Here is a 15013-nt window from a genome sequence, read left to right on the forward strand (position 1 = left end):
CCTACTAACGGAGAGTAACGATGGCCAGCGCAAAAGAGATTCGTAACAAGATCGGCAGTGTGCAAAACACGCAGAAGATCACAAAAGCGATGGAAATGGTTGCCGCATCGAAAATGCGTAAAACGCAAGATGCGATGGAATCATCTCGTCCATATGCACAAACTATGCGTAAGGTGATCGGTCATATCGCCCTTGGTAACCTCGAGTATAAGCATCCTTATCTTGAGGTGCGTGAAGCCAAGCGTGTAGGTTACATCATTGTTTCTTCTGACCGTGGTTTGTGTGGCGGTTTGAACATTAACTTGTTTAAACGGGCTATGACAGACATTCAAGGTTGGTCAGAACAAGGTGCAGAAGTTGATATGGCGCTCATCGGCGCTAAAGCAACTGCATTCTTTAACACCTACGGCGGTAACGTGGTCGCTCAGACTTCAGGCTTGGGTGATAGCCCAACCGTTAATGAGCTAATCGGTACCGTCGGCGTGATGCTGAAGAAATATGATGAAGGCCTGTTGGATCGCCTTTACCTGGTTTACAACAAGTTTGTAAATACCATGGTTCAGGAACCAGTGATTGATCAATTACTACCTTTGCCTAAATCACAAGACGAAGAAATGCAGCGTAACCACTCTTGGGACTATATTTACGAGCCCGAGCCTAAGCCCCTGCTTGAGACCTTGCTGGTTCGCTATGCAGAATCCCAGGTTTATCAGGGTGTGGTCGAGAACCTTGCCAGTGAGCAAGCGGCTCGAATGGTTGCGATGAAAGCGGCAACAGATAATGCTGGAGATTTAATAAACGATCTACAGCTGGTGTATAACAAAGCCCGTCAGGCTGCGATTACCCAAGAATTGTCAGAAATCGTTTCTGGTGCGTCTGCTGTTTAAGGCGAAGAATTAATAAGTTTAGAGGATTAACGATGGCTACAGGTAAGATCGTACAGATCATCGGTGCGGTAGTCGACGTAGAGTTTCCGCAGGACTCTGTGCCAAAAGTATACGATGCCCTACATGTTGATGCGAAAGAGAACGGTACATTAGTACTGGAAGTTCAGCAGCAACTAGGTGGCGGTGTTGTTCGTGGTATCGCTATGGGTACCTCTGATGGCTTGCGTCGTGGTTTGTCTGTTGAAAATACAGGCCGCCCAATTGAAGTTCCAGTTGGTACTGCAACACTAGGACGTATCATGAACGTTCTGGGTCAGCCAATTGATGAGTGTGGTGAGATCGGTGAAGAAGAGCGTTATGCGATTCACCGTGCAGCACCAAGCTATGAAGAACAGTCGAGTGTAACTGAGCTGCTAGAAACCGGCGTAAAAGTTATTGACCTGATTTGTCCATTCGCTAAGGGTGGTAAAATCGGTCTGTTCGGTGGTGCGGGTGTGGGTAAAACCGTCAACATGATGGAACTTATCAACAACATCGCCCTTCAGCACTCTGGTCTGTCGGTATTCGCCGGTGTTGGTGAACGTACTCGTGAAGGTAACGATTTCTACTTCGAAATGCAGGAAGCCGGTGTTGTTAACATCGAAAAACCTGAAGAATCGAAAGTAGCAATGGTTTACGGCCAGATGAATGAGCCACCAGGAAACCGTCTGCGTGTTGCCCTGACTGGCCTGACAATGGCTGAGCGTTTCCGTGACGAAGGTCGTGACGTACTGCTGTTCATCGATAACATTTACCGTTATACCCTTGCGGGTACTGAGGTTTCGGCGCTATTGGGCCGTATGCCATCAGCGGTAGGTTACCAGCCAACACTGGCTGAAGAGATGGGTGTACTTCAGGAACGTATCACGTCAACGAAGAGCGGTTCTATTACCTCTGTTCAGGCGGTATACGTACCAGCCGATGACTTGACGGATCCATCACCGGCAACGACGTTTGCGCACTTGGATGCGACAGTTGTACTTTCTCGTCAAATCGCTTCACTGGGTCTGTACCCGGCGATCGACCCTCTGGACTCCACATCACGTATGCTGGATCCATTGGTTGTTGGTCAGGATCACTATGACACCGCTCGTGGCGTTCAGAGCCTTCTGCAACGTTATAAAGAGCTGAAAGACATCATTGCAATCCTGGGTATGGACGAGCTGTCTGAAGAAGATAAGCAAGCCGTATCCCGTGCGCGTAAGATTGAGCGTTTCCTTACTCAGCCTTACCACGTTGCAGAAGTGTTTACGGGGTCTCCGGGCATCTATGTATCACTGAAAGATACGCTACGTAGCTTCAATGGTATCCTTGCTGGTGAATACGACGACATCCCGGAGCAGGCATTTATGTACTGCGGCGCGATCGAAGACGTGTTGGAAAACGCGAAGAAGCTTTAAGCTAAGTAGGAGGCGACATGGCAGCGATAACCTTTCATCTGGACGTAGTAAGTGCAGAGAAGAAACTGTTCTCTGGCCGAGCCGAAAGTATTCAGGTGACCGGGAGCGAAGGTGAACTGGGTATTTTCGCAGGACACGCACCGCTGCTGACCGCTATTACACCGGGTATGGTCCGAATCACCAAGCAACACGGCGGGGAAGAGGTTATCTATCTTTCTGGCGGTATGCTTGAAGTTCAGCCAAGTACAGTCACTGTACTGGCTGATACCGCAATTCGTGGTGAAGATTTGGATACAGCGAAGGCAGCAGAAGCGAAACGTCAGGCTGAGGAGCATATCAAGAATCAGCATGACGATATCAACTTTGCTCAAGCGGCCAGTGATCTAGCGAAAGCGATCGCTCAGCTACGTGTTATTGAGCTGACGAAAAAATCACGTTAATCATACGCATGACGCAAAAAAGCGACCTTAGGGTCGCTTTTTTTATCTTTGAAGGCCCTGTTGTAACAAATCTATATCAAATATGAGTTAATACTTGGCAAAAATTAATAGATTGCCCTTAAACCCGGCGGGATGAGCAGATACAATGCGGGCAGATAAATTTTCGATTATGCATCAAGAAGGATATTAGTCATGAGCTTCAGTGCTGTGATTCTGGCCGCGGGAAAAGGCACCCGTATGTACTCCAACTTACCGAAGGTATTGCATACCCTGGCCGGTAGACCAATGGCTAAGCATGTTATTGATACCTGTGGTGACCTGGGCGCGAACAACATCCATTTGGTTTATGGCCATGGTGGCGATCACATGCAGCAGGTGCTGGCTGACGAGCCGGTAAACTGGGTCTTGCAGGCAGAGCAGCTAGGCACTGGCCATGCGGTTAACCAGGTATCGCCCGCGTTGGCTGACAGTGAGAAAGTCTTAATTCTGTACGGTGATGTGCCGTTGATCAGTACAGATACCCTGACCAACTTACTTGATGCACAGCCTGATGGCGGTATTGCTTTACTGACCGTGGTGCTTGATGATCCGATGGGATACGGCCGTATTGTGCGTCGTAATGGCCCGGTTGTCGCGATTGTTGAGCAGAAAGATGCGAGCGATGAGCAAAAGCAGATCAAAGAAATCAATACCGGAGTGATGGTCGCCAACGGTGGCGATTTGAAACGCTGGTTAGGTCAGCTGAAAAATGAAAACGCTCAGGGTGAATATTACCTGACAGATATTATCGCCATTGCTCATAACGAAGGCCGTGCGGTTGAAGCGGTACACCCGGTTAATCCGATTGAAGTGGAAGGGGTCAATAACCGTATCCAACTTGCGAGACTTGAGCGTGCATTCCAGGCGATGCAGGCCGAGCGTCTGTTGGAGCAAGGGGTGATGCTGCGCGATCCGGCGCGTTTTGACCTGCGTGGTAAGCTGCAGTGTGGCACGGATGTGGAAATTGATGTCAACGTAATCATCGAGGGCAGCGTATCGCTGGGTAACAACGTTATCATTGGCGCGGGCTCTGTGCTGAAAGACTGTGAGATCGACGATAACACCCTTATTCGCCCTTACAGTGTGATTGAAGGCGCAACAATAGGCGAAGACTGTACCGTGGGTCCGTTCACCCGCCTGCGTCCGGGAGCCGAGCTGGTAGGTGATTCGCATGTTGGTAATTTTGTCGAAATGAAGAAAACCCGCTTAGGTCGCGGTTCTAAAGCGAACCACCTCACTTATCTTGGTGATGCCGAAATCGGCGAGCGGGTAAATATCGGTGCGGGTACGATCACCTGTAATTATGATGGTGCCAATAAGTTTAAGACTGAAATTGCAGATGACGTATTTATCGGGTCAGATACTCAGCTGATCGCGCCGGTTAAAATTGCCAAGGGCGCCACGATAGGTGCCGGTGCGACGATTAACCGTGATATCGGCGAAGGTGAGTTAGTGATCACTCGTGCTCCGGCGCGTACTATCAAAGGCTGGAAACGCCCGGTAAAACAAAAGTAGTTGCTGCGGATTAGATCTATTGCGTAAAGGCAGGGCTTCCCTGCCTTTTTTTCATCTGTGATATGCTTTTCTCGTTTCTTTGGCTCTCTTATTTATTCCTCTCTTCAAATATTTCATCCGTTTATAGAGTAATCGTTGTTGATCTTATTTGTTTTGATTTGCTATTATTAAGTTTCACTTCGAAACTTGTTGGTAGCGAATCAAAACATAATGTCTAAGCGTAATACTCAGCAACGTCGTCATACAATTGTGGGGATGGTCAATGAACAGGGCGAAGTGAGCGTTGACCAACTTGCAACTTGCTTTAAAACCTCTGAAGTTACCATCCGGAAAGATCTCGCCGCGTTAGAAAAAAATGGTTTACTGCTTCGCCGTTATGGTGGTGCGATTGCGATGCCATCCGAAATCGTGGCAACAGATGCCGAAGATAATATTTCAGTTTGTAAGTTAGCCATTGCGCAGGCGGCGGCGGCGCGCATTCGTGATCATAACCGGATCATTATCGACAGCGGCAGCACGACAGCCAGCCTGATCAGTTTACTCAATGCCAAGCAGGGATTGGTGGTGATGACTAACTCGCTGAATGTGGCGAGCGCGCTGAATGAGTTGGAAAACGAACCCACCCTATTAATGACCGGCGGTACCTGGGATCCGCATTCTGAATCGTTTCAGGGTCAGGTTGCGGAATCTGTTCTGCGGTCGTATGACTTTGATCAGCTGTTTATTGGCGCTGACGGTATCGATATCAGTCGTGGGACCACCACCTTTAATGAATTGATTGGTTTAAGCCGGGTGATGGCGGAAGTATCCCGTGAAGTGGTGGTGATGGTGGAATCAGACAAAGTAGGCCGCAAGATCCCCAATATGGAGTTGCCGTGGAATAACATCAGTACCTTGGTCACAGATGACGGCTTAAGCGCTGAAGCAAAAGAACAAATAGAACAGCAAGGTGTGCAGGTTATCTGCGCATCGGTTGAATAAGAATTAGGAGTTAATACGATGTGCGGGATTGTCGGTGCTGTTGCCCAGCGTGATGTGGCAGAAATTTTAGTTGAAGGCCTGCGTCGTCTTGAATACAGGGGTTACGACTCAGCAGGTGTGGCGATTGTCGATAGTGAAAATAACCTGAAACGCGTACGTCGTTTAGGTAAAGTCCAGGAACTGGCCAGCGCTGTTGATAGTTCGCCGCTGAGTGGCGGTACAGGTATTGCCCATACCCGTTGGGCGACCCACGGTGAGCCGTCTGAAGTTAATGCCCACCCCCATATGTCTGGTGATAATATTGCCCTGGTACACAACGGCATCATTGAAAACCATGAAGAGCTGCGTGGATTGCTGACCGAACGTGGTTATACGTTTGTTTCGCAGACCGATACCGAAGTGATTGCTCACTTGGTGGAATGGGAACTGCGTACCGCATCTACCCTGCTCAAAGCGGTACAGAAAACAGCAGCGCAGCTGGAAGGTGCCTACGGTACCGTGGTGATGGATCGCCGTGATCCTGAGCGTGTGGTTGTGGCGCGTTCAGGTAGCCCGCTGGTGATCGGTCTCGGTATTGGCGAAAACTTCCTGGCTTCAGATCAACTAGCCTTACTGAATGTGACCCGTCGCTTCATGTTCCTTGAAGAAGGCGATGTGGCTGAAATTACCCGCCGTGAAGTCAATATCTTTGATGTTGATGGCCAACCGGTTGAACGTGAAATCCACGAATCCAACCTGCAGCAAGATGCGGCGGATAAAGGACAGTACCGTCACTACATGCAAAAAGAGATTTACGAGCAGCCTAGCGCACTGATCAATACCATGGAAGGTCGCATCAATAGCGACTCGGTGATTGTTGACAGCATCGGTAATGGTGCGAGAGATATTCTGGAAAATGTTGAGCATGTACAGATTGTTGCCTGTGGCACTTCTTACAATGCCGGGATGGTGGCCCGTTACTGGTTTGAAGCGATGGCCGGAGTGAGCTGTGATGTCGAAATTGCCTCGGAGTTCCGTTACCGTAAGTTTGTCACCCGCCCTAACAGCCTGTTGATCACCTTGTCCCAGTCAGGTGAAACAGCAGATACACTGGCTGCCCTGCGCCTGGCGAAAGAGAAAGGCTACATGTCAGCGATGACGATCTGTAATGTTGCGGGCTCTTCTCTGGTACGTGAATCAGATCTGGCTTTCATGACCCGTGCCGGTACAGAGATCGGTGTTGCATCGACCAAAGCATTTACGACCCAGCTGGTTACCCTGCTAATGTTTGTCACTGCGCTGGGCAAAGAAAAAGGGCTGATTGATACCGCAAAAGAGAAAGAAATAGTCAATTCTCTACATCAGCTACCGACACAAATTGAAAAAGCACTGGCGTTTGATAAGCCAATTGAACAGTTAGCTGAAGACTTTGCCGACAAGCACCATGCCCTGTTCCTGGGTCGTGGTGAATTTTATCCAATAGCCATGGAAGCGTCACTGAAGCTGAAAGAGATCTCTTATATTCATGCTGAAGCTTATGCGGCGGGTGAACTGAAACATGGTCCATTGGCGCTGATTGATGCCGATATGCCGGTTATCGTGGTGGCACCAACCAATGATCTGTTAGAGAAGCTGAAGTCTAACATCGAAGAAGTCCGTGCCCGCGGTGGGTTGCTGTATGTCTTTGCCGATAGCGAAGCGGGCTTTGAAGCATGTGAAGGAATGAAGATCATCACGATGCCACGAGTAGACGATATTATTGCGCCTATCTTCTATACCGTACCGATGCAGTTACTGTCTTATCATGTTGCCTTGATCAAAGGGACCGATGTGGATCAACCGCGAAATCTGGCCAAAGCCGTAACGGTTGAATAAATTTATCCGCCGTTAAATGTCTTAAAAATGAGAAAAGGCGCCAATAGTGGCGCTTTTTTTTGTTTTAGCCTGTAACAAAAAAAGTGAACGTCTATTCTTTAGTACATCAATGACGAATTTGTTGCAAATAAGAAAAAGACTGATGGCTTTTATTATCTTGCAATTAAAAAAATAAAAATAACATTTAAGTTATTGATTGAATTAATTCTAATTCAGAGTTGGCTGATGTTGTGCGTACCTGGTTACAAAAGCCAGGTAGTCTTCATTTGATCTGTATTGGAGGTTATTTATGACAGATTCAAAAGCCCAAATTGCTGCACGTATTAAAGAAGCACGTGAATGGAAGGGGCTGACTCAGGTGCACATGGCACAGCAGTTACGTGTTGCCCGTCAGACTTATCTTGATTTGGAAACCGGAAAGACAGAGCCTAAAGTCAGACTGTTATCTGAGATCGCGGAAATTACCGAACGTCCTCTTACCTGGTTTGTTTATGGTGATGAAGGCATTGATATTTTAGAAAGCGAATATAAAGATGAGATAGATCGCTTGTTAAAATCCTTTAGCTGTTTACCCCACTCGGCGAGAAATGTCATTTTACAGCAAAGCATTAACCTGGCTGGCTTTATTGTGGAGTACACCAAAGCATTAACGTTGAAAGAGAAATAATCTCCTTTTTTGCTACCGCTATTCACGGTGGCGCACATGGCGTGTATGCCAAGGTGGGCACGGTTGTTTTTGTTTGCCCAGTTGGCCTGACATCGGAGGTTTCGCTTCACATTTTCAGTTTTCGTGACGTGATGTTATGTTTATCGGCGGCATAATTCATCTTTAATACCGACAAGTTATGTAACAACCATTCTATTTTAATGGCGTTAATTGTGTTGTAGGTAGTGATATTAAATAGATGGTGTGTGGATGGAATACTCAAAATCACGGATCGCTGAGAAAATTCGGGAAGCCAGAGAGTGGAACAAAATCACTCAAGTTGGCATGGCTGAGCAATTAGGTATTGCGCGGCAGACGTATTTGGATCTGGAGTCAGGTAAAACCGAGCCGAGAGTGTCAACCCTGCTCAGGGTTGCCGAGATCACCAGACGGCCATTATCCTGGTTTATTTATGATGGTGAAGGGCCGGTATCCCAAAATGAGCAAGAATATATCCAGCAATTACTTGCTCTGTTTGCTCAGGTTCCCCGTTCAATGAGAGCCCGTCTGATAGAGCATAATATTAACTTTGTCTCTTGCTGGGTGGATTACGTCGCTGATCTCAAGCGGAAGTGAAAAAGCAGCCGGATGGCTGCTTTTGTTGTTAAGACGTGGCTATTATTGTTTATTGGGCGAGGAAAAACTGGTAAGCCGGATTCCCGGTTTCATCTTTCCACTGGTAGCCAAGCTCACGTAAATGGCTGGTAAAAGACAGTAAATCTTGCTCTCCCAGCTCAAAGCCACACAGCACCCGACCGTAATCGGCACCGTGATTACGATAATTGAACAGACTGATATTCCAGTGCGATCCCAAGGTCGTCAGAAATTTCAGTAGCGCACCGGGATATTCAGGGAATTCAAAACTGTACAGCCTTTCCTGTAATGGCTTTGACGGGCGGCCGCCAATCATATAGCGAACATGCACCTTGGCCATTTCATCGTCAGATAGGTCGACCACGGGATAGCCGCCTTTACGCAGATCCTGAATGATGCCATCAAGCTCTTCTTGCCCCCGCATTAAACGGATCCCGACAAAGACATTCGCCAGCGTGTCATCGTTATAACGATAGTTAAACTCCGTTACCGCCCGGCCGCCTAAGATATGGCAGAAGTCGAGAAAGGCGCCCTGGCGCTCAGGGATGGTGACGGCCAGCAAGCCTTCTCGTTTCTCACCTAACTCGCAACGTTCCGAAACATAACGTAAGCCATGGAAATTAAGATTGGCACCAGACAAAATGGCAGCCAGCTGCTTATTCTGTACACCATGGACTTCGGTATATTTTTTTAAACCTGCCAGAGACAGCGCCCCTGACGGCTCTGCGATAGCACGGGTATCTTCAAAGATATCTTTCACTGCCGAGCATATTTCATCGCTGCTGACGGTAATGACATCATCAAGGTACTGTTGGCATAAACGGAACGTTTCCTCGCCGATACGCTTAACCGCAACACCGTCGGCAAACATGCCCACCTGATCTAGCGTGACAGGCTCTCCGGCATCCAGTGCCGCCTTTAAACAGGCCGAATCTTCTGCTTCGACGCCAATGACTTTGATCTCTGGCATCAGCTGTTTGAGCAGTACCGATACCCCTGCGGCAAGGCCACCGCCGCCAACCGGAACAAAAACATAGTCGAGATGACCATTTTGCTGAACCAGCTCCATACCGATGGTGCCCTGACCCGCAATGATCGATGGGTGATCGAATGGCGGGATGAAGGTATACCCATGCTGTCGAGCCAGGTTTTCTGCGTGGCTTTTTGCTTCGTCAAAGTTATTGCCATGCAGTATTACTTTGCCGCCAAAGCTTTTGACCGCTTCGACCTTGATATCCGGTGTAGTAAGCGGCATGACAATGGTTGCCTGTACATTTAGCTTATGGCCTGACAGTGCCAACCCCTGGGCATGGTTACCGGCAGAAGCGGCAATGACGCCTGCTTGTCGCTGACCCTGAGTTAGCTGTGACATCATGTTATAGGCACCACGTAGCTTGAACGAGTGGACCGGCTGGCGGTCTTCTCGTTTCAGTTGCACGTCATTACCGATTCTGGCTGATAGTCGACTCATGCTTTGCAGCGGGGTGACTTGCGCCACCTCGTAGACCGGTGCCCGAAGAATATCGCGAAGGTAATCGGCTCCGCTTAATAGCTCTGTACTTCCGGCCTGTTTTACTTCGCTCATCATCATTACCCTTCGAGTTTAGATTTATCGCGGATAGCGCCTTTGTCGGCGCTGGTGGCAAGAAGCGCGTACGCACGCAGCGCATACGACACGTCACGCTGGCGATCGGCGGGCTTCCAGCCGATTTGATTGGTTGCTTCGCGGCGTTGTGCCAATTCCGCCTCATCGACGCGTAGTTCAATACTGCGATTGGGAATATCAATATCGACGATATCACCATTGCGGATCAAACCAATAGTGCCACCGCTGGCAGCTTCCGGTGAAACATGCCCAATAGAGAGGCCGCTGGTACCGCCAGAGAAGCGGCCATCGGTGATCAGGGCGCACTCTTTGCCCAGACCCATCGACTTAAGATAAGTGGTCGGATAGAGCATTTCCTGCATGCCCGGGCCGCCTTTCGGGCCTTCATAGCGAATAACAACCACATCACCGGCTTTCACTTTGCCGCCTAGAATGCCTTCCACGGCAGAATCCTGGCTTTCAAATACGACGGCCGGGCCGCTGAAGGTTAAGCAGCTTTCATCAACCCCGGCGGTTTTCACAATACAGCCATCCGGGGCCATGTTGCCCGATAGCACCGCAAGGCCGCCATCCTGGCTAAAGGCGTGGGCTTTATTGCGAATACAGCCATTTTCACGGTCATCGTCGACACTGTCCCAGCGACAATCCTGCGAGAAGGCTTTGGTGGTACGAATACCCGCAGGGCCCGCGCGGAAGAAATCTTTGACTTCCTGGGAGTCCGTTACGGCAATATCAAACTGCGCTAAAGATTCCGCAAAAGTTTGTCCCAGCACGTTATGACAATCGCTATGGAATAAACCGGCGCGGTTGAGTTCGCCTAAAATACCGTATACGCCACCCGCACGGTGGACATCTTCCATATGATATTGCTGAGTAGACGGTGCGACTTTACACAGGTGGGGAACACGGCGAGACATCCGATCGATATCTTCCATGGTGAAATCAATCTCGCCTTCTTGTGCCGAGGCCAGCAGGTGCAATACGGTATTGGTTGAGCCGCCCATCGCAATATCCAGCGCCATGGCATTTTCAAAGGCTTTTTTGCTGGCGATATGGCGTGGCAGTGCGGTTTCATCATCCTGCTCGTAGTAGCGCTTAGTCAGTTGAACAATGCGTTTGCCGGCATTAAGAAACAGCTGTTCACGATCGGCATGGGTAGCCAGCATTGAACCGTTACCCGGCTGGCTTAAACCGAGCGCTTCGGTCAGGCAGTTCATCGAGTTGGCGGTGAACATACCGGAACACGATCCGCAGGTCGGGCAAGCAGACCGTTCTATTTGCTCGCTCTGCTCATCAGAGACGTTTGGATCGGCACCTTGGATCATCGCATCAACCAGATCCAGCTTGAGGATCTGATCGGATAATTTGGTTTTCCCTGCTTCCATCGGGCCACCCGAGACAAAAATCACCGGGATGTTGATCCGCAGTGCTGCCATCAGCATCCCCGGGGTGATCTTGTCACAGTTCGAGATGCACACCATGGCATCGGCGCAGTGGGCATTGACCATATACTCGACAGAATCGGCGATCAGTTCGCGTGATGGCAGTGAATACAACATGCCGCCGTGACCCATGGCGATACCGTCATCAACGGCAATGGTATTAAATTCCTTGGCGATACCGCCGGCTTTCTCGATTTCCCTTGCGACCAACTGTCCCATGTCTTTGAGGTGGACGTGGCCGGGTACAAACTGGGTAAATGAGTTCACTACGGCGATAATGGGTTTACCGAAATCTTCATCTTTAACCCCGGTTGCTCGCCATAAAGCGCGCGCACCTGCCATATTTCGTCCATGAGTTGTCGTTGCACTTCGATATTGAGGCATTGTTAAGTCCTTTATTTAGCAGATGGTGCATGGTCGGAATATACGTAATCTAACCAGCCCCACTTATCTTCTGTGGTGCCGTTAAACAGACCGAAGTAAGCCGCTTGGATGTCTTTGGTGATTGGACCGCGCTGGCCTTCACCCACGGTGATTTGGTCTACACTGCGAACTGGAACGATCTCAGCTGCCGTGCCGGTCATGAAAACTTCATCGGCAAGGTATAGCGCTTCGCGGGCAATATTTTCTTCCCGTACCGTGTAGCCCATTTCTTTCGCCAGCACCATGATTGAGTCTCGGGTGATGCCCGGTAGGATAGCGCTGGTGGCCGGGGGGGTAGAGAGGACCCCATTACGTACCACAAAAATATTTTCACCGGCACCTTCAGAAAGGTAACCGTCAACGCTGAGGGCGATCCCTTCGGCATAACCGTGGCGGCGCGCTTCACTGCCAACCAGCAGCGATGACAGATAGTTCCCCCCCGCTTTGGCAGCGGTAGGAATGGTATTTGGCGCGGCGCGGTTCCAGCTGGAAATCATCGCATCGACACCATTTTCAAGAGCCTCTTCGCCAAGGTACGACCCCCATGGGAAAGCTGCAACAATCAGATCCATTTCGGTATCAACCGGCGGGCAGACCCCTAGCCCAACATTGCCGACATAGCCCAGTGGACGAATGTAAGCCGATTCTAGTTTGTTGGCGCGAATCGTCTCGCGGCATATTTCCATTAGCTCTTCAGAGGAGTATGGGATCGGAAAGCGGTAAATTTTTGCCGAGTTTTTGAGGCGATCCATGTGTTCCTTATGGCGGAAAACAATCGGGCCTTTTGGCGTGTTGTAGCATCGAATGCCTTCAAAAACCGACGTGCCGTAGTGCATAGCATGGGTTAGGACGTGAACGTTCGCCTCTGCCCAGGGAACCATTTCACCATTAAACCAAATATAATCTGCTGTTTTTGCCATGTTGTGTTCCTTCCTTATACACTAATCTCGGTTTTCCAATATTGTTGTATCGACGGTGCGAATATCCCAAAGCTTTTCTATCTGATTGATAAGCGTACTGATGGGGCGATCGCTGTCGACGATAATTTCGACACTCGCAATTTTGCTTTCATGATTTTGGGTCGCCACCACTTTTTTTATAATAAAGCCGCGGTGACGGATAACGCGTAATACGCGTTCTAGTAATACTGGTTTATCATCCGCTTTGATGTCGAGTAAATATCTTTCCATTAGGTATTCTCCAGCATATCTTGGTTGGCAGCGCCGGGCGGAACTAACGGCCACACATTTTCTTCTTCAGAGATCAGTACGTGAAGTAAGTATGCCGTTTTACTGGCTAGCATCTCTTTTAAAGCCGGTTCAACGTCTTCTTTCTTGGTGATGGTTTTTCCCGGAATACCAAAAGCACTCGCCAGTACGACAAAATCAGGGTTGTCATCTAAGATCGTTTCGCTGTGGCGGCCATCAAAGAACAGCGATTGCCACTGTCTTACCATGCCCAGGCGCTGGTTATTGATCAGCACCATCTTCACTGGAATTTGCTTACGCTTTAGCGTACCCAGCTCTTGCACATTCATCATGAATGAGCCATCTCCCGAGATCAGGATCGATTCATCATCTGGCCTGGCGACTTTGGCCCCCATCGCCGCGGGCAAACCAAAGCCCATCGTACCCAAGCCGGCAGAAGTAATGTAGTTTTGCGGCTGGCGCGGCTGGGTATGTTGCGCTGCCCACATTTGGTGCTGGCCGACGTCGGTTGAGATCATCGCGCTGTCAGGCATCATGTCTGAGAGTTGCTTCAGCAACAGTGGCGCATAAATAAGATCGCCCGGGTGGTTATAGCGCCATTTGAAATCAGACCGTACCCTTTCACTGTGCCGGACCCAGGGCGTGATGTCTTGTGATAGCTCTAACTGTGGCAAAATCACATTAACATCGCCACGCAGGGGGGCATGGGCATGACGCAGCTTGCTGAACTCTGCGGCATCAATATCTAAGTGAATCACTTTGGCATGCGGGGCAAAGGTATCCAGTTTACCCGTCACCCGATCATCAAAACGGGCACCGACAACAATCAATAAGTCCGATTCTTGCACCACTAAGTTAGCAGCCTTGGTACCGTGCATACCGAGCATCCCCAAGTAGTGCGGGTCATGGCGTTCCACGGTACCCAACCCTTTAAGCGTACTCACGGAAGGCATTGGGTTAAGGCGTAGAAACGAACGGACAGTCTCGGTTGCTTTGGCCAGTTGCACCCCTCCGCCGACATAAAGCACCGGGCGCTGACTTTCAGACAAAAGACGCTGTGCTGCAGCGATCGACTCTGTTGTTGCCACGGGCATGGCGGGAGGCTCAATAAGTGGCAGTACTTCGACGGGGGCTTGGGCAAGCTGCACATCTTTGGCGATATCAACAATAACCGGACCCGGTCGGCCAGCTTTGGCAACGATGAATGCCTCCGCTAACGTTGGGGCAAGGTCGTTGATATCCGTGACGAGATAGCTGTGTTTGGTACAGGATAATGACATGCCTATCACATCCATTTCCTGGAAGGCATCGGTACCGATATGCGAACTGGCTACCTGTCCGGTTATCGCGACCAGCGGAACCGAATCAAGAAACGCATCGGCTAAACCGGTGACGAGATTGGTCGCCCCGGGGCCTGATGTTGCCATGCAGACCGCGACATCCTGAGTGGCTCGAGCCATACCAATTGCAGCCATTGCTGCCCCTTGTTCATGGCGGCAAAGAATGTGTTCGACACCACCATCATATAGCGCGTCATAGATTGGCATGATCGCGCCGCCTGGATAACCAAATATCGTGGCTATCCCCTGTTGTTGCAGCGCTGTAACAACTAACTCTGCCCCTGTCATCGCTGCTCCCCTTTCCCTGCTTGCGAGTTGCTGAAAGACGTATCGCTAGTTCTTTCAGCCTATTTACGTCCAGTGTTTAAAAAAAAGCCCCCGAACCGGTTTGGTGCGGGGGCTTTCTGCGTTTGTTGTGTTTGGTGTTACCTTACGCCTGCCAGCCCCTCTCGCGGTAAAATAATCACCACGATGACGTTAATAATGAGTGCAATGGCTTTGGCGTTAAATGGCATCTACTGTCTGTCCAGTTTTTATTG

The 15013-nt window shown here is 49.7% G+C and carries 13 protein-coding genes; 8 read left to right on the top strand and 5 right to left on the bottom strand.

Translation table 11 applies throughout. The annotated features are described in order from the left end of the window. Nucleotides 1–20 precede the first annotated feature (20 nt). From atpG to AC2204_RS18385, 8 genes are all read left to right on the top strand, one after another. Complete coding sequence (gene atpG / locus AC2204_RS18350) at nt 21–887, top strand: F0F1 ATP synthase subunit gamma (protein WP_318927209.1); 867 nt, start codon at nt 21–23, stop codon at nt 885–887. A 32-nt stretch (nt 888–919) separates the two neighbouring features. Further along, nucleotides 920–2326, top strand: coding sequence for a F0F1 ATP synthase subunit beta (gene atpD / locus AC2204_RS18355; protein ID WP_318927211.1), 1407 nt, complete (start codon nt 920–922; stop codon nt 2324–2326). Nucleotides 2327–2343: 17 nt separating this feature from the next. Beyond that, complete coding sequence (locus tag AC2204_RS18360; protein WP_318927214.1) at nt 2344–2766, top strand: F0F1 ATP synthase subunit epsilon; 423 nt, start codon at nt 2344–2346, stop codon at nt 2764–2766. Between the two features lie 192 nt (nt 2767–2958). Then, a complete protein-coding gene (gene glmU / locus AC2204_RS18365; RefSeq protein WP_318927216.1) occupies nt 2959–4320 on the top strand; it encodes a bifunctional UDP-N-acetylglucosamine diphosphorylase/glucosamine-1-phosphate N-acetyltransferase GlmU in 1362 nt (453 codons plus the stop codon). Nucleotides 4321–4530: 210 nt separating this feature from the next. Then, a complete protein-coding gene (locus AC2204_RS18370) occupies nt 4531–5301 on the top strand; it encodes a DeoR/GlpR family DNA-binding transcription regulator (protein ID WP_318927218.1) in 771 nt (256 codons plus the stop codon). 18 nt (nt 5302–5319) lie between these two features. Continuing rightward, nucleotides 5320–7155 (top strand): glutamine--fructose-6-phosphate transaminase (isomerizing), encoded by a 1836-nt coding sequence (glmS, locus tag AC2204_RS18375; protein WP_318927220.1) that lies wholly within the window; start codon nt 5320–5322, stop codon nt 7153–7155. A gap of 289 nt (nt 7156–7444) precedes the next feature. Then, nucleotides 7445–7822: a helix-turn-helix transcriptional regulator gene (locus AC2204_RS18380; protein WP_318927221.1), complete on the top strand. Its 378-nt coding sequence runs from the start codon at nt 7445–7447 to the stop codon at nt 7820–7822. 249 nt (nt 7823–8071) lie between these two features. Then, nucleotides 8072–8437, top strand: a complete 366-nt coding sequence (locus AC2204_RS18385; protein ID WP_318927223.1) for a helix-turn-helix transcriptional regulator — start codon at nt 8072–8074, stop codon at nt 8435–8437. Nucleotides 8438–8486: 49 nt separating this feature from the next. On the opposite strand, the gene ilvA is transcribed toward AC2204_RS18385, so the two are convergent. The 5 genes from ilvA to ilvG are packed head-to-tail and all read right to left on the bottom strand — an operon-like array spanning nt 8487 to nt 14762. Then, the gene (ilvA, locus tag AC2204_RS18390; RefSeq protein WP_318927225.1) at nt 8487–10040 is read right to left on the bottom strand and encodes a threonine ammonia-lyase, biosynthetic; all 1554 of its coding nucleotides are present in this window, start codon (nt 10038–10040) and stop codon (nt 8487–8489) included. Between the two features lie 5 nt (nt 10041–10045). Further along, complete coding sequence (gene ilvD, locus AC2204_RS18395; protein ID WP_318927227.1) at nt 10046–11887, bottom strand: dihydroxy-acid dehydratase; 1842 nt, start codon at nt 11885–11887, stop codon at nt 10046–10048. A gap of 11 nt (nt 11888–11898) precedes the next feature. Beyond that, entirely contained in the window at nt 11899–12846 is a 948-nt protein-coding gene (locus tag AC2204_RS18400) for a branched-chain amino acid transaminase (protein ID WP_318927228.1), read from the bottom strand. Nucleotides 12847–12867: 21 nt separating this feature from the next. Further along, nucleotides 12868–13116: an acetolactate synthase 2 small subunit gene (gene ilvM, locus AC2204_RS18405; RefSeq protein ID WP_318927229.1), complete on the bottom strand. Its 249-nt coding sequence runs from the start codon at nt 13114–13116 to the stop codon at nt 12868–12870. Continuing rightward, nucleotides 13116–14762 (bottom strand): acetolactate synthase 2 catalytic subunit, encoded by a 1647-nt coding sequence (gene ilvG / locus AC2204_RS18410; protein WP_318927231.1) that lies wholly within the window; start codon nt 14760–14762, stop codon nt 13116–13118. Before ilvG ends, ilvM begins: the two co-directional genes overlap by 1 nt. Nucleotides 14763–15013 lie beyond the last annotated feature (251 nt).

It is taken from the genome of Photobacterium sp. (assembly GCF_057456235.1).

Excerpts from the sequence above, each read along its gene's own strand:
- atpG (WP_318927209.1), top strand. The coding sequence starts at position 21 with ATGGCCAGCGCAAAAGAGATTCGTAACAAGATCGGCAGTGTGCAAAAC.
- atpD (WP_318927211.1), top strand. The coding sequence starts at position 920 with ATGGCTACAGGTAAGATCGTACAGATCATCGGTGCGGTAGTCGACGTA.
- AC2204_RS18360 (WP_318927214.1), top strand. The coding sequence starts at position 2,344 with ATGGCAGCGATAACCTTTCATCTGGACGTAGTAAGTGCAGAGAAGAAA.
- glmU (WP_318927216.1), top strand. The coding sequence starts at position 2,959 with ATGAGCTTCAGTGCTGTGATTCTGGCCGCGGGAAAAGGCACCCGTATG.
- AC2204_RS18370 (WP_318927218.1), top strand. The coding sequence starts at position 4,531 with ATGTCTAAGCGTAATACTCAGCAACGTCGTCATACAATTGTGGGGATG.
- glmS (WP_318927220.1), top strand. The coding sequence starts at position 5,320 with ATGTGCGGGATTGTCGGTGCTGTTGCCCAGCGTGATGTGGCAGAAATT.
- AC2204_RS18380 (WP_318927221.1), top strand. The coding sequence starts at position 7,445 with ATGACAGATTCAAAAGCCCAAATTGCTGCACGTATTAAAGAAGCACGT.
- AC2204_RS18385 (WP_318927223.1), top strand. The coding sequence starts at position 8,072 with ATGGAATACTCAAAATCACGGATCGCTGAGAAAATTCGGGAAGCCAGA.
- ilvA (WP_318927225.1), bottom strand. The coding sequence starts at position 10,040 with ATGAGCGAAGTAAAACAGGCCGGAAGTACAGAGCTATTAAGCGGAGCC.
- ilvD (WP_318927227.1), bottom strand. The coding sequence starts at position 11,887 with ATGCCTCAATATCGAAGTGCAACGACAACTCATGGACGAAATATGGCA.
- AC2204_RS18400 (WP_318927228.1), bottom strand. The coding sequence starts at position 12,846 with ATGGCAAAAACAGCAGATTATATTTGGTTTAATGGTGAAATGGTTCCC.
- ilvM (WP_318927229.1), bottom strand. The coding sequence starts at position 13,116 with ATGGAAAGATATTTACTCGACATCAAAGCGGATGATAAACCAGTATTA.
- ilvG (WP_318927231.1), bottom strand. The coding sequence starts at position 14,762 with ATGACAGGGGCAGAGTTAGTTGTTACAGCGCTGCAACAACAGGGGATA.